Here is a 20599-nt window from a genome sequence, read left to right as displayed (position 1 = left end):
TTAAGCTTTTAATTCGACATTAGTAATATTTCCCGCTAGTTTCTCTTTCCAATTTGTCCAGCCATATTTTTTACTGAAAATAAAAAGCAGAATAGGATAAATAACAACAACAGGCAGAATTACATCTATTCCTGCCGAAGGCTCTGAAAGATCTTTAAATATAGAATTGGTCTGAAAAACAGTCCAATCTGAGGTAACCAATAGTGCTCCGACAAGATTGTTTGCAGCATGAAATCCAAGTGCCAGTTCCATTCCTTCATCCATCAAGGTAATTACACCTAAAAACAGTCCGGTTCCTATATAATAAATCATGATAATATTTCCCATTTTGGCAACTTCAGGATTGGTCCAATGCATCGAACCAAATATAAGAGAAGTCATTAGCAACGGAAACCATCTGTTTCGAGCCAAATTGGCAAATCCCTGCATAAGATAGCCTCTAAAGATATATTCTTCTGTACTCGTTTGAATCGGAATTAAAACACATCCTAAAACAGCTAATATTAAAAACGGAATCAATTTGAACTGCAATACAAATTGCTCTGAAGCTCTTAAATACACAAATAAAAAGCTAAGCACTGAAAAAAAGGCCCATAGAAAGAACGAAAACCAAATTCGTTTCCAATCCACTTTAGGTCTAGAAGTGGTAATTGACAATAATGTTTGATGATGAATAAATTTTACAACAAAATAAATTCCGGCAAAAGCAAAAATAAAGGAAATCATTACTAGAAAAAGAGTCGTATTCGATTCAAACATTTTCATAATGCCTTCATTCGTAGTTGGAAAAGCGACATGTTCCATATATGTTTTATAAAATACAGCTGCAGTAATTGGAATTTGCCCGACAAAAGACGCTGAAATAATAAAGACAGATCCTAAAAGATATTTCCAAAATTTATTTTCAGGTTTAATTCCTTGTTCTAAAAACATAAATTTAAAATTTTAAAAAATGAGAATTCAAATTCGATAAGTTAATCTTACTTTTGGTATGCGAAAATACCCCTTTTTATCTTACAAAAATTTGAAACACCTAAATATAACAAAATGATACAAATTTACCATAATCCGAGATGCGGAAAATCGAGAAATTGTCTTGCTTTTATTGAAGAATCGAAACAAGATTTTGAAATTATACCTTACTTGACCGAAACACCATCTTTTGAACAGCTGAAAACATTATTAGGCCAGTTAAATCTTGAACCAATTCAGCTTATCAGAACCAAAGAAAAAATCTGGATCGAAAATTTTAAAGGCAAAACTTTGAGTGATGATGAGATCATTAACGCAATGGTTGAAAATCCGATCTTAATCGAACGCCCGATTGTTGTAAAAGACGGAAAAGCTGTAATTGGAAGAGATCCAGATTTGGTTGCTTCTTTTTTAGATTGATTCTAAAATATCCTATTAACATTTTTTTGTGATTTCTCTCTTTAAACCAAAAACTACATTTGCCGTCTAAAGAAAGAAAAACCAGAAAATGAAAAAAATCAAATTTGCTGTATTGCTTGTATTCTTGTTGACAAGTTTTTACAATTACTCTCAACAAGGAAGCCCAGGCGGCAAAAACAAAGTAAAAGTCACTGGAAAAGTTTTCGAGAAAATAAGCAAACAACCTTTAGAATATGCTACTATTTCGATTACTGCCCCAAATGACACAAAAGTGGTTGCTGGAGGTATTACAAACCCAAAAGGAGAATTCGAAGTTGCTGTTACACCTGGAACTTACGATATAAAAGTCGAATTTATTTCGTTTAAATCAACTGAAATAAAAGGAAAAAGCATTCAAGACGATACCAATTTAGGTGTTGTAAATTTATCTGAAGATGCGGCGCAATTAAACGAAGTTGTAGTTCGTGCCGAAAAATCGACTGTTGAGATCAAACTGGACAAAAAAGTCTACAACGTTGGTCAGGACATGATTGTAAAAGGCGGAAGCGTGAGCGATGTTTTAGATAACGTGCCATCTGTTTCTGTAGATACTGAAGGAAATGTAAGTTTAAGAGGAAGCGATAATATTCGTATTTTAATTGACGGAAGACCTTCGCAAGCGATTAATGTAGCCGAAGCGTTGAGACAACTTCCTGCTGATGCAATTGACAAAGTAGAAGTTATTACCAATCCATCTGCACGCTATGATGCGGAAGGAGGATCTGGAATCATCAATATTGTTCTTAAAAAAGGTAAAAACCAAGGTTTTAACGGAACTTTAATCGCTTCGACAGGTTTGCCTGAAACGTATGGCTTAAGTGGTAATTTAAATTATAAAACAGAGAAATTAAATTACTTCACAACAGCTGGATACAACTATAGAACAAACGAAGGAGCTGGTAAAACAAATTCTGAGTATTTTGATACTAACGGAAACACAACAAGCTTCTTAGACGAAACTCGTGATACCAAACGTGTTAGAAACGGATTTAACGGAAGAGCCGGTGTTGAATGGACTCTTACTCCAACAACTTTCTGGACAAACGCCATCAATTACCAAAAAAATAATGGTGACGACCGAGACTTGATCAATTATTATAATTATGATGCGAGTGGTAATTATACAGGAACAACCTACCGTTTAAACAATGCAGACACGGGCAGCGAAAATGTTGAGTTTACTTCAAACTTAATTAAAAATTTCAACGACAAAGGGCACAAACTTACTGCTGACTTTTCTATTTCAAGAAATACAGACGACAGCAATAGCAGAATTGAAGATTCACCAAGATTTGACACAACGTTAAATGATCAAATTCAAAAACAAGTTCTTTTTCAAGCAGATTATGTATTACCTTTAGGAGAAGGAAGCCAATTTGAAGCGGGATACAAAGGAAGTTTTGGAGACTTAAACAATGTTTATAATGTAACTGACGACGCTGGAACCGTAAATCCTAATTTATCTAATACTTTAGAGTATAAAGAAAACATCAACGCGCTTTACACGCAATATGGCTTCAAGAAAAATAAATTCTCTTATTTATTTGGATTAAGATGGGAAGACACAAACATTCAAGTTAATCTATTAGATAACAGCGATTTCAATACTAAAAAATACAACAACTTATTTCCAAGTGCTTTTATTAGTTACGAAATCTCAGACCAGAGCAATTTCTCGGCAAGCTACAGCAAACGTTTATCTCGACCAAGAGGACGTTTTATGAATCCTGCTGTAAACTACGCAAGTAACATTAATATCTTTCAAGGAAATCCAGATTTAGATCCTTCTTTGACAGACAAATATGACATTGGTTATATCAAAAGATGGGATAAAGTAACTTTTAATACATCAGCTTATTTTGAAGACACAAAAGATGTTTTCAGCTTTGTACGATCTCCTACAGGAGACGAAGTGAACGGAATTCCTGTAATTAAAAGTTCTCCTATCAATTTAGGAAAAGAGCAAAAATTTGGTTTCGAATTTACATTCAATTACACGCCATACAAATGGTGGAAATTAAACAGTAACTTCAACTTCTTTAACGTAAAAACGACTGGAAGCCACAGTTATACTGATACGCAAGGAAATGAAATCGTTCAAGATTTAGACAATCAGGCTAATTCTTGGTTTGCAAGAGTAAACTCTAAAGTTACACTTCCATACAAAATTGACTGGCAGTTAACTGCAATGTACAACGGAGAGCAAAAAACAGCTCAAGGTAAAAACTTAGGCCAATTCGGAATGAACACTGCTTTCAGTAAAGACGTTTTAAAAGACAAAGCAACAATTGCTTTTAACATTAGCGACGTTTTCAATTCAAGAAAAATGAGATCTTACACCTATCTAGACAATGTAAGTTCGTATAGCGAATTCCAATTCCGTAAACGTCAGTTTAATTTATCTTTCACTTACCGTTTCAACAAACCAAAAGGAGAAAGAGATAAAAACATGCCTAAAAATAATGACGGTGGCGGTGAAGGTGGTGGAGAATTTCCGGGATAAAACTTCTAAAATTCCAATACTGAAATTCCAAATCCCAATACTAGACTTAAATAAAAAATCCCAAATTTCAAATCAAATTGAAATTTGGGATTTTTTATTTCTTGTTTTCTAAACGCTGACCAACTTTGTCAAAGTTTAAAACTTTGACAAAGTTCTAAACTCAAAACAATTGGAATTTGGATTTTTTGTATTTATAACGAAACCCGACAGGTTTCAAAAACCTGTCGGGTTTAATACGCCAAATTTGGAATTTGGAATTTCTAAAATTTTGGAATTTTTCTTTTTTTTTATCCAAAATCGCAGATTTACAGATAAAAAAAAAGAACCCATTGGGTTCTTTTTTTATGACATCAATCTAAAATTAAATAGATTGTTCTTCTTGTCTTTTTCTGGCTCTTTTTTCTTTAATCATTTCCCAGCTTGCTCCCGTAACCCAGTAAGATACGAAACCAACTAAGAAAAACATTAACCAAAACCCTATAGTTAGTATGGTTAAGAAAAGTAAAAAACCTAAGTACTGTGAAAATTCAAACATGTTTTCCGGAATTTTTGAATGTTACGACAAATGTAGGGCTTATATTTTTTCTCAGCAATAAAATCTAAATCAATTTTCGTTAAATAACATTTATCCGTATATTTATACTCATTTTAAATAAGGATTTTTTTCCCGATGAATATTCAACTGTCTCTAACAAAACAATATGAATATCTTAAGGAGCTATTTCCCGCTATTCGTTTCAATCTTTTACTTTTTAAAGAAAAAAGTAAAAGGATTTCCACTACTATCGGGGCTAGATATTCATTCAAAAGAAGTTTTATTCTCAAATTAAAAATCCGTTTTCATCAGCGTTTTTACGAAGTAAATCCGTGTTATCAGCGTTTCATTAAATAATACATTTTACATATAACATTTTACAAACAACATAATGGAATACAGAATAGAAAAAGACACCATGGGCGAAGTACAAGTCCCAGCCGATAAATATTGGGGTGCACAAACAGAACGTTCTAGAAACAACTTCAAAATCGGCCCCTCAGGGTCTATGCCCAAAGAAATTGTTGAAGGATTTGCCTATCTAAAAAAAGCTGCTGCGTATGCCAATTACGATTTAGGCGTTTTGCCAATCGAAAAAAGAGATGCGATTGCTGCAGTTTGCGACGAAATTCTAGAAGGAAAACTAGACGATCAGTTTCCGTTGGTAATCTGGCAGACAGGTTCTGGAACGCAAAGCAACATGAACGTTAACGAGGTAATCGCTAATCGTGCTCAGGTTCTTAAAGGCTTTAAAATTGGCGAAGGTGAACAATTTATCAAAGCCAATGACGATGTAAACAAATCGCAATCGTCAAACGATACTTTCCCAACCGGAATGCACATCGCGGCTTACAAAATGGTTGTAGAAACTACAATTCCTGGCGTAGAAAAACTTCATGCTACATTATCAAAAAAAGCAGCTGAATACAAAGACGTGGTAAAAATCGGCCGCACACACTTAATGGACGCAACTCCTTTAACTTTGGGTCAGGAAATTTCTGGATATGCCGCTCAATTAGCCTTCGGATTAAAAGCTTTAAAAAATACTTTAGCGCATTTATCTGAAATTGCTCTTGGAGGAACTGCAGTCGGAACGGGATTAAACACGCCAAAAGGCTATGATGTAAAAGTGGCTGAATATATTGCTCAATTTACGAATCATCCTTTTGTAACGGCAGAGAATAAATTTGAAGCACTTGCTGCACACGATGCGATTGTAGAAACGCACGGAGCTTTGAAACAATTGGCTGTTTCTTTAAATAAAATTGCTAATGATGTTAGAATGCTAGCTTCTGGACCACGTTCTGGAATTGGCGAAATTCATATTCCTGAAAACGAGCCAGGTTCTTCTATCATGCCCGGAAAAGTAAATCCGACGCAATGCGAAGCTTTAACAATGGTTTGCGCACAAGTAATCGGAAACGATATGGCAATTGCTGTTGGCGGAATGCAAGGACATTACGAATTGAATGTTTTTAAACCGGTAATGGCTGCCAACTTTTTACAGTCAGCACAATTATTAGGCGATGCTTGTGTTTCTTTTGACGAACATTGCGCACAAGGAATTGAACCAAATCATAAAAGAATCAAAGAATTAGTAGACAATTCTCTAATGCTTGTTACCGCTTTAAATACTAAAATTGGATATTACAAAGCTGCAGAAATCGCTCAAACTGCTCACAAAAACGGAACTACGCTTAAAGAAGAGGCCGTTCGTTTGGGTTATGTTACGCCAGAAGATTTTGATGCTTGGGTGAAACCAGAGGAAATGGTTTAGTCTAAGCTTCTGAGACGCTGAGCTACTAAGCTTCTAAGACAAAAAACTTAGAAGCTTAGCATCTTAGTAGCTTAGCACCTTATTTACCATCAACATAATCCTGAAGATAGCTGAATCTTGGGGTTAGTTTTCCGTTTTCTGTGATTTTTGCTCTTTTTAGAATTCCGTCTTTGTCGCCGTTGAAGAAAGCGGGAATAACATGTTCCATAAATTGTTCTCCAAAACCTTCGCTGGCATCTTTCGGAATTTCGCATGGCAGATTATCCACAGCCATTACCGCAACTGCTGCTGGGTGAAAAAAATCGACTTCTTTGTCTTCTAAAGGAAAATAACCATATAAAGGTTCTGCAATAGTTGAAGAACGAATTGTACAAGCAATTGGACCATTAACATCACAAGAAATATCGGCTACTACTTTCAATTTGCAGTCGCTTGCATTCAGCATTTCTTTTGTTAAAATCATCGGTGCATTATTCGCATGAAAATGCCCTGCGAAATAAATATCAGATACTTTAGTAAATCTTTCAAAATCAGATTCATATTCTTCGGGATGATTCACAAAATCTACAAAATCTAAAACCTGTCCGTCTTTTCTTTTGTTGTATTCTAAAACATCCAACTGCACGTAAACTGCCTGAGCGTATTTTTTGGTCAAATAATTATCTATTGTAATTTCCTTCACTTTTATAGCATCCAGAATTTCTTTTGCTCCGCTCCCAACCTTTCCAGTTCCGGTAACTACAAATTTTAGGGCTGGCATTGTTATGCGTTTCAAATGCTTAATCAATTCTTCTTTTCCAGAAAGTGTTTCTGCTTTAGGAAGTTTGAACAATTCGAATTTAATCCCGAAAGCTCGAATTCCGTTATAGACCCCAACCATTCCAGCATATTTTCCAAAACCAATTAAACGGCGGTCGTGTTCATCTACAATAGTTTCGTGATCGTACAAATCAATGTTTTTTTCTAAAACGGCCTGAAGTAATTTTCTATTATGAGGCTGTTTTTTAATCGTATGAGAAAAAAAGAAATAAGATTTATTCGGAATCAGATTTTCTACAGGAACTTCTTTTACGCCAAACAAAACATCACAATCCGATACATCATCTGCAACGGTGATTCCCATATTTTTATAATCATCATCAGAAAAGATTCTTATATCAGAACTTTCCACTTTTACAGAAGCGTCGTGATAAAGCTGTTTTAATTTTGTCAATTCATTTGGTGAGAATACAACTCTTCTATCCGGCGGGTTTTTTCTTTCTTTTATGATTCCAAATTTCATGTAAACTGATTTTTTAATATTTTAAAATATAACTTTTCAAACAGTATTTGTTTCAAATATAACAAATTTAGTTAAAATTTTGTTTTAAAAATTCTATTTAGAATGCTTCAAAACCGTTATAAGCTGAAAAACAAAGCAATAAAATTTTACATTCTTAAAATTATGTTAAAAAACACAATTTTAAGCCTCAGAATTAAGAATACAACAAAATTGAATTCGATATATTTGTTTTTAAAGAACGATGCAAATGATTTTCCTTAAAAAAACAAAGATACCACAAATACTTTTTTCTATACTAGTTTTAAGTTCTTGCGGTCAAAACAAAAAAACACAAACAGATACTACTCCAGAAGTCGAAGATACATTACCTAGAATGAAGCCGTTAGGAGCAGAACCAAAAGTTTCTCAGGCTTATAAAAATTCGGTTGTCGGCAGAATAAATCACTTTTACAATAAAAACTGGCCTAATAATACTATGAATGGAAGCTTCTTAGTGGCCAAAAATGGACAGATTTTATTTGAACGCTATAATGGTTTTGCCAATAAAAATGAAGGAACCAAAATAACGCCCGAAACTCCTGTACAAATTGCCTCGGTAAGTAAAGTTTTGACAGCAACAGCAGTTTTAAAACTGGTAAATGCAGGTAAAATAGAATTGGATCAAAAAGTCAATACGATTTTAAAAACTTTCCCTTACGAAGAATGTACGATTAGAATGTTATTGGATCATCGTACAGGAATGCGCAACTACGCTTATTTTACTGATCGCGATAAATCGGTTTGGGACAGACATAACCAATTGACTAATAAAGACATTTTGGATATTCTGGCAACAAAAGATGTCGGTCTTGAATCTCGAGTAGGAACTCGTTTCAGTTATTGCAATACCAATTATGCAATGTTAGCGCTTATTATCGAAAAAATTACTGGTCTAAGTTATAAAGAAGCTATGTCTGAAATGATTTTCAAACCTTTGGGAATGAAAAACACCTACGTTTTTGATGATGATAAAGACAGAAAAAAAATTGTGCCATCATACAAAGGAAACGGTGTTGAAATTGGTTTTGATTATTTAGACAATGTTTACGGAGACAAAAATATTTTCTCTACTGCTAGAGATCTTTTAAAATTTGATAGAGCAAGACAATCTCCTAAATTTTTAAAACCTGAATTATTAAAACAGGTTTATGTGGGTTATAGCAACGAACGTAAAGGAACTAAGAATTATGGTCTTGGAATTAGAATGATTAACTGGGAAACAGGACAGAATTTCTATTTTCATAACGGTTGGTGGCACGGAAATACCTCATCTTACATTACTTTGATGAAAGAAGGCGTAACGATTATTGCACTGTCTAATAAAATGACCAGAAACACTTATGCGGTTCGTAAATTAGCTCCAGTCTTTGGAGATTATCCTTTTAATTTTAAAGACGAAGAGTAAGTTTGTTGTCTTCTTAAGTCATTAGTATTAAAGTCCATAGTCCTTAGTGAAAGTCTTAGAACTTTTGCCACTATTTGCTCTTTTAGATTACATAAACTGAGTAAAAAAAAGCAAAAACAATTTAAGCACTGATCTTTAAAACTTTACGTTTTCAACTTTGGAATAAGAACTAAGGACTTTAAAAACTACATTAATTTTTCTGAAAATTTTAGCAGAAAGTAATTTCAAATACTCTAAATTTGCAGACTTATTTTTTGGGGTCGACTGGTTTTGACAGCAAGTCGAATTGAACAGTAAGCACGTCGAGCATTGAGACCTTGCTCGTAAATATAAGATCTCACACTTTTACACGGCGAAAATAATTACGCTTTAGCTGCATAATCCGAATCATAGTACGATTGCGCCACGTCTCTACAAGGTAGAGAAGCTGGATTCTCCTGGAAAGCCTTGGTTTGTGGCGTTCCGTTCAGGGGAACCGTAAAAATAAACCTAGATTTCCATGAGCTTCGGGTGGATTTCGAAATTTAAGAAGATAAGTGTTGGGTGGTTGTTTCTGGCCTAGCTCAACATCGAAAATCTAATCAGGAAATAAACGTGTAGAAAGCTCTTTAGTTGCTTGTTTGGACCCGGGTTCGATTCCCGGCGACTCCACAAAAAAGCCTGTAAACTCTTTGTTTACAGGCTTTTTATTTTTAGGTTGACAATTAAATAGAACCACTAATAAATTTTCTTCTAAATTTTCTTTTGCATCCATACCATACTAATTTCATGTTCTCTAATTACCCCAATGCTTTGAAAAAAACCGCATTCGACAAATCCCATTTTTCTATGAAATTCAATACTTGATTTGTTTAAAGAAGATAAAAATTAATTTTATTGTCAATAAAAGAGCCTTTTCTAAATGTAGAAAAGGCTCTTTTATTTGATTATTCCATCGAAACGATAATAAATTCACTTCGACGGTTTAACTGGTGTTCTGCTTCTGTACAAGGAACGTTGTCAGCACATTTATTTACTAATTGGCTTTCCCCATATCCTTTTCCTGTTAATCTGTTTTTGTTAATTCCGTTTTTGATTAACCATTGCATAGTCGATTTTGCTCTTCTATTTGATAAGTCCAAATTGTATTTTGCTGTTTGTCGGCTATCCGTATGCGAACGAACATCAATTTTCATTTTTGGATATTGCTGCATTACGGCAATGATTTTTTCTAATTCGAAAGCGGCTTGTTTCGTGATAGTAGATTTATCCAAATCAAAATAGATAATCGGAATATTTAGCGTTTTTGCTAAATCGGTTCCCACATCAATTGGCTTAATTCGTTTTTCTAATGGAACTGCAACCTCTGTTTTTCCTGCAGTTTCTTTAGTTGTAACAGGAATTTCTTTCGTTTCGTAATTCTCTTTTATCGTTCGAACGTGATATTTCTTATTGCAATCAGCCTTAAAACTATAAGTTCCGTCTGCATTTGTAGTTGCTTCGTTTATCGTTTTAAATTCTTCATCCAATAACACTACTTTTACATCGTCTAATGGCGCATTATTTTCTGAATCTACAATTGTCCCTGAAAGCGTTTGTTCGCAAGTTAATTTTCGGGTTTCAGTAAATTTATAAATATCATCATTTCCTACTCCGCCTTCTCGGTTTGAAGAGAAAAATCCGTTTCTGGTTTTACTGTCAATGATAAAAGCAAAATCGTCTTGTTTGCCATTTACAGGTGCGCCAACGTTTTGAACTGCAGTAAAAGTCCCGTCTGAATTCATTTTAGAAACATAAACATCCAGTCCGCCCAATCCTGGTCTTCCGTCGCTGGCAAAATACAATTCGTTGTCAGCTGAAATAAACGGAAAAGTTTCTCTTCCTTCTGTATTGATTGCTGGACCTAAATTTTCAGGTTTACCAAAAGTATTGTCACCATTAATTGTCACGCTGTATAAATCAGACTGTCCCAAAGTTCCTGGCATATCTGATGCAAAAAAGAGCTTCTTTTCGTCGCTGCTTAATGCTGGATGCGCCGTGCTATACTGATCACTGTTGAATGGCAATTCGGTTATATTCGTCCATTTTCCGTTAACGAAATCTGCTTTATATAATTTAAGCAATGTATTTCTTTGATCGTCTCTTTTTCTTTTTCCTCCTAAGAAATTGTTTCTAGTGAAATACATTGTCTTTCCGTCTTTTGTAAAAACAGGCGTCGATTCGTTAAATTTAGAATTGATTTTCTTTTCGAAACGTTCTGGTTTTCCAACCGTTCCATCTGGCGCTAATTCTGCACGATATAAATTGGTAAAAGATTTATTAGTCCATTTAAATTTCTTTTTGGCAATACCTCCCGTATCTCTTGCAGAAGCAAATACCAATTTATTATCTAAAAAAGCACTTCCGTAATCGGTTTGAGTAGAGTTGATTCCAGCTTCTTTTATTTCAAATCTTCCAGAATTAACATTAATCTGTTCTAAGTAGTTTTTATTATTTTCAAATAAAATTCCTCTCTTGTCGCTGTTTATTTTGTTGTGAAAAGCTTTTAGAATTTCATCAGCTTTAGCATATTCGCCCACCGCTTTTAAGGTTTGAGCATAACGATAAAGATACTCTGGCTCCTGCTCTTTGTTCAGTTCAAAAAGTTCATTATACCATTTTACCGCTTTGCCCAATTCGCCATTAAAGTAATAGGCATTTCCTAATCTTTGAAACATTTCCTCATTTTTATATCCTTTATTGGCAACCTTTTCATAAGTGTCAATAGCATCGATATAAGCTAAATGAGCATATTCTTTATCTGCTTTGTTCTGTTTTTGAACTTGCGCATTTCCTTCTAATGCCAATAGCAAAAGAAAGGCAGCGACAGCTATATTTTTAATTTTCATCTTTCAATTGGTTTAGAAGAATCTTGGTGAAGTTATTTGGTCATAATTATTGAACAAATCGAATCGAAGGAATATCTCATGTGATCCTGAATTAAAATTGTTCAATCTTGTCGTTTCACGATCATAAGCATAACCCGCGAAAAGTCCGTCTGTGATTTGAAATCCGACCATAGCGCTTAAAGAAGCACTCCATCTGTAAGAGGCACCAACCGTAAATTTATCATAGAACAGGAAGTTGGCAGAAAGATCAACTTGCAATGGCGCTCCTTCAACCATTTTCGTCAAAAGAGCAGGTTTGAATTTGATATATTCGTACTTATCCAAATTAAACACATAACCTGCAATCAAATAATAATTGATTTTTTCTTTGAAAATGGCAACATCTGCATTATCGTATCGATTACTTTCTATAAAACTAGGAATCGATAAACCAACGTAGGCTTTGTCTGAATGCCAATAAATTCCTGCTCCCACATTAGGCGTAAATTTGCTGTTTAAGTCCTGTAACTGCGGATCGCCTTGATCTTTTACATCTAATTTATTAATATCTAGATTGAACAGATTTGCAGTTCCTTTAATACCAAACGAAAGTTTAGAAGTTGCTGAAATTGGAACTGTATAAGATAAATCGGCCGAGAAAGTATTCTCATTGGTTGGGCCAATTTTGTCATTTACAACAGAAACTCCCAGTCCGAGATTACTATTGCTTAATGGAGTGTTTACCGAAAAACTGCTAGTTTCTGGCGCTCCTTCAAGACCAACCCATTGCGTTCTGTATAATCCAAAAATACTCAATGCTCCGCGCGAACCCGCGTAGGCTGGATTGATGTTAATGGTATTGTACATGTATTGGGTAAACTGCGAATCCTGCTGTGCAAAACCCGCAATGGAAAAAAATATAAAAACGAAGACTAATTTTCTCATTTATTTTTTCTTTTTATGATGGCTTAGCTTTTTATCGCTAAGCCATTTTAAATTTTGCTTTAACTGTTATTTCGTAAGGTATAGGTATCCTGATTTCTGATGAACATTTGAATCGCTATCCTTATACTTTAGAACATAAAAATATGTTCCAACAGGCAAGCTTTCCGATTTTTTGATCGTCGTACGCCCTTCAGAAATTCCAGTAAATGCACGATCCTGATTATTGTACTGACTGCGTTCAAATACTAAAACTCCCCAACGATTGTAAATTTCCACTGTGTTCTCTGGATAACATTCTATTCCTTGAATGAAGAAATTATCGTTTAATGAATCTCCATTTGGTGACAATACATTGAATACTTTTATGTTACAGCCACTCAATGACAACACCGTTGGATTATCGCCTTCGTTACCGCTATTATCAGAAGCATCTTTTACTGTAACTCCTAAAGGTGTTTGCCCTGTAACGAATGCTTGATTTGAAACGCTTTCGGCATTGATATCGCTTTGTTTTATCGTATAGATTCCTCTAAAAGTATTGCTGTCACTTTCTCCCGGAGCTAAAGCTATCGGTCCTCCAGTCATTACAATTCCTGGAAGCGGATCTTCAATTGTAATATTGGTCAATCTTACATTTCCGGTATTGGTTACCACAAAACTGTACGTTATGGTTTCGCCAGCATCAGCATTATTATTGTTGTTTTCATCATTGAAAACAGCATTTTTAATTAAAGCTATACTAGATTTTTGCTGTAAAACAGTCACACTACAGCTAGGGCAAGTTGGCTCATAAAATGGATCATTTGTTCCTAGCGGAGATGGATCTTCAGAATCTGCCTCTATAGTATTTCCGTTCGGATCTTTTCCTGCAACTAAAGCCAAATTATATACCGCTCCAAGATCAATATCTGCTTGAGTTAAAGTATAACTAGCTGTGAAAGTTGTTTCATCTGCAGCTGACGGAATCAACGATGCAATAGGACCTCCATTCACTGCTACCATTGGATCTGTAACTACAATGTCTTTGATCGTAACATTTCCTGTATTTACAACTCTGAAAGTATAATTAATACGATCTCCAGCATCTACAGTTCCGTTGGCATTAGCATCTTGGTACAATCCTGTTTTTAGCAGTCTCATACTTGGACTCTGAGTAAGAGTACTTACTGTTGGAGTATCATTATTTAATGCCGTTCCTGAAATATCCGTTATCGATGTATTATTCGGAGCCGTTCCTGTAACTGTTGCCGTATTACTTACGCTTCCTGCATTTAAGTCAGCCTGCGTGATCGTGTAAGTTGCCTTAATAGTTCCAGTTCCTCCAGGCGCAATAGTTGACGGGCTTACCGCCAATGATGTACTTCCTGTTTTAGCATCATCAATTACAACATTGGTTAAAGTAACGTTTCCTGTATTGGTCACATCAAATGTATAGGTGATCTGGTCGCCAACTGCTGCCGTTCCGCCTACCGAAGCTGTTTTTACAACGGCAATCGCTGGGCTTTGGTTAAGATTCGTTACCGTGTCATCATCATTATTTATTGCAGTTCCTGACGTATCGCTTACTGTCGATGAATTTGGAGCCGTTCCTGTTGCAGTCGCTGAGTTGGTTACGCTTCCCGAATTCAGGTCAGCTTGGGTTATCGTGTAAGTTGCCGTAATAGTTCCTGATGCTCCAGGCTCAATGGTTGAGGGGCTTACCGCCAATGCCACGCTTCCGGTTTTGGCATCGTCAATTATAACATTGCTTAAAGTGACGTTTCCTGTATTGGTCACATCAAAAGTATAGGTAATCTGATCTCCAACCGCGCCCGTTCCGCCTACTGATGCTGTTTTAACAACTGCAATCGCTGGACTTTGCGTAAGATTGGTTACCGTATCATCATCATTATTCAATGCAGTTCCAGAAGTGTCGCTCACCGTCGATCCGTTTGGAGCTGTTCCTGTTGCAGTTGCCGAATTGGTTACGCTTCCTGCATTCAGGTCAGCCTGTGTGATCGTGTATGTAGCCGTAATAGTTCCTGATGCTCCAGGCGCAATAGTTGACGGGCTTACCGCCAATGCTGCGCTTCCTGTTTTCGCATCATCAATTACAACATTGCTTAAAGTGACATTTCCTGTATTGGTCACATCAAATGTATAAGTGATATTATCGCCAACCGCGCCTGTTCCGCCTACAGAAGCTGTTTTTACAACGGCAATGGCTGGGCTTTGCGTAAGATTCGTTACTGTGTCATCATCATTAGTCAACGCAGTTCCAGAAGTGTCGCTTACTGTCGATGCATTTGGAGCTGTTCCTGTTGCAGTAGCCGAATTCGTTACGCTTCCTGCATTCAGGTCAGCCTGCGTGATCGTGTAAGTAGCCGTAATTGTTCCTGATGCTCCAGGCGCAATTGTTGATGGGCTTACCGCCAATGCTGCGCTTCCTGTTTTGGCATCGTCAATTACAACATTGCTTAAGGTTACGTTTCCTGTATTGGTCACATCAAATGTGTACGTAATCTGGTCACCAACCGATCCTGTTCCGCCTATCGAAGCCGTTTTCACAACTGCGATTGCAGGGCTTTGCGTAAGCGTGGTTACTGTATCGTCATCATTAGTCAAAGCAGTTCCCGAAGTGTCGCTTACCGTTGCTGCATTCGGAGCCGTTCCTGTTGCTGTTGCCGAATTGGTTACGCTTCCTGCATTCAGGTCAGTCTGCGTAATCGTGTATGTGGCCGTGATAGTTCCAGTTCCTCCAGGCGCAATAGTTGACGGGCTTACCGCCAATGCCACGCTTCCTGTTTTAGCATCGTCGATTACAACATTGCTTAACGTAACATTTCCTGTATTGGTCACATCAAAAGTATAGGTGATCTGATCGCCAACCGCTCCCGTTCCGCCTACTGCTGCTGTTTTTACAACTGCGATTGCAGGGCTTTGCGTAAGATTAGTTACCGTATCATCATCATTATTAAGCGCAGTTCCAGAAGTGTCACTCACAGTCGATGCATTCGGAGCTGTTCCTGTTACAGTCGCTGTGTTAGTCACACTTCCTGCATTCAGGTCAGCCTGCGTGATCGTGTAAGTTGCCGTAATAGTTCCAGTTCCTCCAGGCGCAATAGTTGACGGGCTTACCGCCAATGCTGTGCTTGCTGTCTTCGCATCGTCAATTACAACGTTGGTCAAAGTTACATTTCCTGTATTGGTCACATCAAAAGTATAAGTGATCTGATCTCCAACCGCTCCCGTTCCGCCTACTAATGCTGTTTTTACAACGGCAATAGCTGGGCTTTGTGTAAGAGTTGTCTCTGTTGGCGTGTCATTATTTTGAGCTGTTCCAGAAGTATCAGTTACCTTAGTAGTATCAGGAGCTGTTCCTGTTGCTGTTGCTGTATTGCTAACGCTTCCTGCGTTTAAGTCTGCTTGCGTGATCGTGTACGTAGCCGTAATAGTTCCCGATGCTCCAGGCGCAATTGTCGACGGGCTTACCGCCAATACTGCGCTTCCTGTCTTCGCATCGTCAATTACAACATTGCTTAAAGTGACGTTTCCTGTATTGGTCACATCAAAAGTATAGGTGATCTGATCGCCAACCGCTCCCGTTCCTCCAACTGATGCTGTTTTTACAACTGCAATCGCTGGACTTTGGGTAAGATTCGTTACCGTATCATCATCATTAGCCAATGCAGTTCCCGAAGTGTCGCTTACGGTTGCTGCATTCGGAGCTGTTCCTGTTGCAGTCGCTGAGTTGGTTACGCTTCCAGCATTCAGGTCAGCTTGGGTTATCGTGTAAGTTGCCGTAATAGTTCCTGATGCTCCAGGCGCAATAGTTGACGGGCTTACCGCCAATGCTGTGCTTGCTGTTTTAGCATCGTCAATTATAACATTGCTTAAGGTGACGTTTCCTGTGTTGGTCACATCAAAAGTATAGGTAATCTGGTCTCCAACCGCTCCCGTTCCGCCTACCGAAGCTGTTTTTACAACGGCTATGGCCGGGCTTTGCGTAAGATTCGTTACCGTATCGTCATCATTCGTTAATGCAGTTCCAGAAGTGTCGCTTACCGTTGCTGCATTTGGAGCCGTTCCTGTTGCAGTCGCTGAGTTGGTTACGCTTCCTGCATCAAGATCTGCTTGAGTTATGGAATAAGTTGCCGTAACACTTTCTGACACACCTGGTGCAAGAGACGACGAATTAAGTGTAAGTCCTGTATTACCGATCATTGGATCCTCAATAATAATATCAGTCAAACTTACATTTCCTATGTTTGTTACGCTGAAAGTATAAGTAATTTCATCTCCTACCGCTCCTGTTCCTCCTATAGATGCTGTTTTTACAAGCGCAATAGCCGGACTTTGAGTAAGTGAGGTTTCTGTCGGAGTGTTATTATTTTGAGCTGTACCCGAAGTATCACTCACTGTCGATGCATTAGGAGCTGTTCCAGTAGCTGTCGCTGAATTGGTTACACTTCCCGCATCAATATCTGCCTGAGTAATGGTATAAACTGCTGTAATGCTTCCTGATCCTCCAGGTGCAATCGTTGACGGGCTTACCGCCAATGCTGCGCTTCCTGTTTTAGCATCGTCAATTACAACATTGCTTAAATTTACATTTCCTGTATTGGTAACATTAAATGTATACGTGATCTGGTCACCAACTGCTCCAGTTCCGCCTACTGATGCTGTTTTTACAACAGCAATAGCTGGGCTTTGTGTAAGAGTTATCTCTGTTGGTGTGTCATTATTTTGAGCCGTACCCGAAGTATCGGTTACGGTAGTCGTATCGGGTGCTGTTCCTGTTGCAGTTGCTGTATTACTAACGCTTCCTGCATTTAAGTCAGCTTGAGTAATGGTGTAAGTAGCCGTAATAGTTCCCGTTGCTCCAGGCGCAATTGTTGACGGGTTCACTGCCAATGCCGTGCTTCCAGTCTTCGCGTCATCAATTTCAACATTGCTTAAAGGTACATTTCCAGTATTGGTTACTGTAAAAGTATATGTAATTTGGTCACCTGCTGACACAGCTGTTCCTACCAAAGCAGTCTTAACAAGCGCTAGACTTGCATCTTGTGGCACTCTTAAAAGAGCCTCATCTACTGTTTCAGAACATCCTATACTGCTGCCTGTATGAGAAGCAACAACTCTGTAAATATATTGATCGTTTGTAAGCTGTACATTATTTACATTCAATGTAGCATTTGTCTCTGCTGGCAGACTGTTAAACAATGTTCCGCCATCTGTACTCACATACCATTGATATGTTAACTCTGCCGTTGCATCTGCTTTTGTAGCAGGAGTTGTGTAAAAATTGGTAACTTTTTCAGCTGTAATTCCAGATGAAAAGGTAATATTATCTCCTATAGTTGCTGTTTGGTCTACCATTGGAGTCGCTACAGTCATCGTTACAGCAGCAAAAACAGGAGGTAAAATACCCGAATAGGTAGCTGCAGGATTAGATACTCTTCCATTTGCAAAAGTTGCTACTGGATCTGGTCCTATTCCAAACTGACCTCCATCTCCTCCATCAGCATTTGAATCTTCATAAAATTCGTTAGAATCTGGACATCCGTCGTTATCGCTATCTAAATCGTAAGCGTCAATAATTCCGTCGCCATCTGTATCAAAAACATCGGCAATTCCGTCGCCATTTGAGTCTGTGTAATCTGTTAAAGAACCATCACCTGGGCCAGGACCTCTGTTAACATCTTGAAAATTTAGAATTCCATCTCCGTCTTCATCGCCATACATATCATATCCCTGCGATTCATCCACATTCAAAATACCATCATTATCGGCATCTTCGTCAATTAAATCATTTTTTCCGTCACCATCCGTATCATAAACTGGAGGCACTATAGAAGCAATGTTGTTCAAATAATTACATTCTACGATTCCAGTTGAAGGAAAATCAGCAGATAAATCAAATGGTGTCGGAATCGATCCGTTATCATTTACAATGGCATACAATCTATAACTTTGAACTGTCGGAATTGTAATGGTCATCGTTTGAGTAGTTCCAGATGCTATTGCACTACTGGTATATCCAGTTCCCACTACAGCCGCGGGTCCAGTCGTTGGGTTTCCATTATAAACCGTAATTGGAGTTCCTGCAGGCAAGCTTAAATTTCCTAGAACACTTATATTAAGCGTTAGCTGACCTGTAGTTAAATCAAAATTCTGCAAACTGTTTAATTGCACATCTGCCGCAGCCACAGTTCCTGGCTCTAACAAAAAGTTGGTTGGATTAAACTGTACGTTATATTGATTTAAAACTTTATATGAAGTTGAACCAGCAGGCATAAAATTATTCATTTTAGTTTCCTGCTTTGGTACCGTTAAGTCATCATTGATATTGATTACATGATAACCGCGTTGGTTCCAAATCTTTCTGGCAGGCTGCCATATCGTTCCTCCGTCTGATTTAAAAATATTTATTTGTCCTTTATTACTACCTGCATGAGCAGCTCCTGTAAAAGCAATCATCTCCGCTTGATTGTCATTATCAACATCTGCAATTACTGGATGCTCCATCCAAGTTTCTGTACCCGAATCGAACACTGCTAAATCAACTGGCGTTATAGTATTTCCATTAATAATTCTAATTTGGGTTTCATCGTTATATACTAATTCCTGAATGCCATCACCATTAAAATCAAATGACGATATACCCGTTTCACCTGAAGTATCGGTTGTAGCAAGAGTCCATGCTACATTTCCTGGAAGTTGCAAATTATAAGCTTTTATCATATTACGATAACCTACAAGAATCTCAGGATAGTCTACACTCATTCCGTTGTTTGTAATATCATTGTACGCATAGGAAATTGTTGGCATACTTCTTCTATTATTAATTGCTCCTGTGGGAAGATTTAATAATAACTTACTCTCTTTAGGATTCCAAACGACAAGTCGATTCTGCTCAGAAGTATAAGTAATTTCTAACTCTCCATCCAAATCTAGGTCAGCGACGGCTGTTGGTCCATCACTAGTAACTGCTATTCCTCTGCTAGTTAAATCTCTTATTTTTTTAGGCCCTGTTGTCATATTAACACCATATACTACACTTCCCGCTACAATTTCTTTTCCCGGATTGTCTGGCAAAATATCTACTATAACTGGATCTGCTCCCCAATTGGCATTATCACGTCCAATCGGAAGTCTCGTATCTTCAATTGGTAATCTTTTCAAAGTGTTATTAACCAAATCAAATACAAAAACCTGATTTCCAATAACAATTTCAGGAACTCCATCTTCATCTATATCTGCAATTCTTGGAGATCCTCCTAAAAAACTTGTTGCGACATCTGATTTAAATTTGTATGTTGTTGCAGTTCCTCCTGTATTACCAAAAACATACACAAAACCAGTATATTCGACACAAACAACTTCAGCTGTGCCGTCACCATCAATATCTGCAATGGCAGGCTGTACGATTGTCCCGTTAACAGGTGCCTGCACTCTCAATTGAAAATTAATTCCAGCATCTTGAAGCACTCCTCCAACTACACGATATGTGGTATAACCTTGAGCACTATCCCCAAGAGGCGCAATAATTTCTGGAATTCCATCGCCATCAAGGTCACCGATTGACGGAGACACAGAAGTATCTAATGTATTTGCTGGTCCTTGGAGCGCCAGTTTTATCTGGAAATTTGGTGCCGGTGCCGGAGCAAAACACGTCGGTGCCGGTCCTGCATTACAATCAGGGTCGTATTGGTCTACATAACCATCGCCGTCATCGTCAATTCCGTTATTACAAATTTCCTGAGCTAGTAGATTTCCTGAAACCAGGAAGAACAAGACAGTAAACAATAAGTAAAGTTTCTTCACGTTTTTTGGGTATAAATTAATATTGAGAAA

10 protein-coding genes and 1 other RNA gene are annotated in these 20599 nt (G+C 37.4%); 5 read left to right on the top strand and 6 right to left on the bottom strand.

Going from position 1 to position 20599, the window contains the following annotated elements; all coding sequences use genetic code 11:
* Entirely contained in the window at positions 1-933 is a 933-nt protein-coding gene (locus AC3E9W_RS06845) for a CPBP family intramembrane glutamic endopeptidase (protein ID WP_488767700.1), read from the bottom strand.
* A gap of 114 nt (positions 934-1047) precedes the next feature.
* Between AC3E9W_RS06845 and arsC the strand changes: the two genes are divergently transcribed.
* Both arsC and AC3E9W_RS06835 read left to right on the top strand, forming a co-directional pair.
* Positions 1048-1392: an arsenate reductase (glutaredoxin) gene (gene arsC, locus AC3E9W_RS06840; protein ID WP_488767698.1), complete on the top strand. Its 345-nt coding sequence runs from the start codon at positions 1048-1050 to the stop codon at positions 1390-1392.
* Positions 1393-1480: 88 nt separating this feature from the next.
* A complete protein-coding gene (locus tag AC3E9W_RS06835; protein WP_488767697.1) occupies positions 1481-3934 on the top strand; it encodes a TonB-dependent receptor in 2454 nt (817 codons plus the stop codon).
* 361 nt (positions 3935-4295) lie between these two features.
* Here the strand turns inward: AC3E9W_RS06835 and AC3E9W_RS06830 are convergent, their stop codons facing one another.
* On the bottom strand, positions 4296-4469 hold the full coding sequence (locus AC3E9W_RS06830; RefSeq protein ID WP_111288649.1) for a hypothetical protein: 174 nt from the start codon (positions 4467-4469) through the stop codon (positions 4296-4298).
* Positions 4470-4860: 391 nt separating this feature from the next.
* On the opposite strand from AC3E9W_RS06830, the gene fumC reads away from it, so the two are divergent.
* On the top strand, positions 4861-6246 hold the full coding sequence (fumC, locus tag AC3E9W_RS06825; protein ID WP_488767696.1) for a class II fumarate hydratase: 1386 nt from the start codon (positions 4861-4863) through the stop codon (positions 6244-6246).
* 79 nt (positions 6247-6325) lie between these two features.
* Here fumC and AC3E9W_RS06820 read toward each other — a convergent pair whose 3' ends face one another.
* A complete protein-coding gene (locus AC3E9W_RS06820; protein ID WP_488767694.1) occupies positions 6326-7528 on the bottom strand; it encodes an NAD(P)-dependent oxidoreductase in 1203 nt (400 codons plus the stop codon).
* Positions 7529-7769: 241 nt separating this feature from the next.
* On the opposite strand from AC3E9W_RS06820, the gene AC3E9W_RS06815 reads away from it, so the two are divergent.
* Positions 7770-8972, top strand: a complete 1203-nt coding sequence (locus tag AC3E9W_RS06815) for a serine hydrolase domain-containing protein (RefSeq protein ID WP_306160302.1) — start codon at positions 7770-7772, stop codon at positions 8970-8972.
* A gap of 256 nt (positions 8973-9228) precedes the next feature.
* Positions 9229-9626: a transfer-messenger RNA gene (ssrA, locus tag AC3E9W_RS06810) on the top strand.
* 272 nt (positions 9627-9898) lie between these two features.
* On the opposite strand, the gene AC3E9W_RS06805 is transcribed toward ssrA, so the two are convergent.
* The 3 genes from AC3E9W_RS06805 to AC3E9W_RS06795 form a co-directional block, all read right to left on the bottom strand.
* Complete coding sequence (locus AC3E9W_RS06805; RefSeq protein WP_488767692.1) at positions 9899-11839, bottom strand: OmpA family protein; 1941 nt, start codon at positions 11837-11839, stop codon at positions 9899-9901.
* A 12-nt stretch (positions 11840-11851) separates the two neighbouring features.
* Positions 11852-12763 carry a PorP/SprF family type IX secretion system membrane protein gene (locus AC3E9W_RS06800; RefSeq protein WP_488767691.1) on the bottom strand — a complete coding sequence of 304 codons (912 nt, stop codon included), beginning with the start codon at positions 12761-12763 and terminating at the stop codon, positions 11852-11854.
* Positions 12764-12829: 66 nt separating this feature from the next.
* Positions 12830-20569 carry a DUF7507 domain-containing protein gene (locus tag AC3E9W_RS06795; protein ID WP_488767690.1) on the bottom strand — a complete coding sequence of 2580 codons (7740 nt, stop codon included), beginning with the start codon at positions 20567-20569 and terminating at the stop codon, positions 12830-12832.
* Between the last annotated feature and the right edge of the window lie 30 nt (positions 20570-20599).

Source organism: Flavobacterium sp. 38, from assembly GCF_057799715.1.
Note: the sequence above shows the minus strand (reverse complement) of the source record. Positions and strands in the feature narration are given on the sequence as shown.

Coding starts and splice junctions, on each gene's coding strand:
- arsC (WP_488767698.1), top strand. CDS start 1,048: ATGATACAAATTTACCATAATCCGAGATGCGGAAAATCGAGAAATTGT.
- AC3E9W_RS06815 (WP_306160302.1), top strand. CDS start 7,770: ATGCAAATGATTTTCCTTAAAAAAACAAAGATACCACAAATACTTTTT.
- fumC (WP_488767696.1), top strand. CDS start 4,861: ATGGAATACAGAATAGAAAAAGACACCATGGGCGAAGTACAAGTCCCA.
- AC3E9W_RS06805 (WP_488767692.1), bottom strand. CDS start 11,839: ATGAAAATTAAAAATATAGCTGTCGCTGCCTTTCTTTTGCTATTGGCA.
- AC3E9W_RS06845 (WP_488767700.1), bottom strand. CDS start 933: ATGTTTTTAGAACAAGGAATTAAACCTGAAAATAAATTTTGGAAATAT.
- AC3E9W_RS06835 (WP_488767697.1), top strand. CDS start 1,481: ATGAAAAAAATCAAATTTGCTGTATTGCTTGTATTCTTGTTGACAAGT.
- AC3E9W_RS06820 (WP_488767694.1), bottom strand. CDS start 7,528: ATGAAATTTGGAATCATAAAAGAAAGAAAAAACCCGCCGGATAGAAGA.
- AC3E9W_RS06830 (WP_111288649.1), bottom strand. CDS start 4,469: ATGTTTGAATTTTCACAGTACTTAGGTTTTTTACTTTTCTTAACCATA.
- AC3E9W_RS06800 (WP_488767691.1), bottom strand. CDS start 12,763: ATGAGAAAATTAGTCTTCGTTTTTATATTTTTTTCCATTGCGGGTTTT.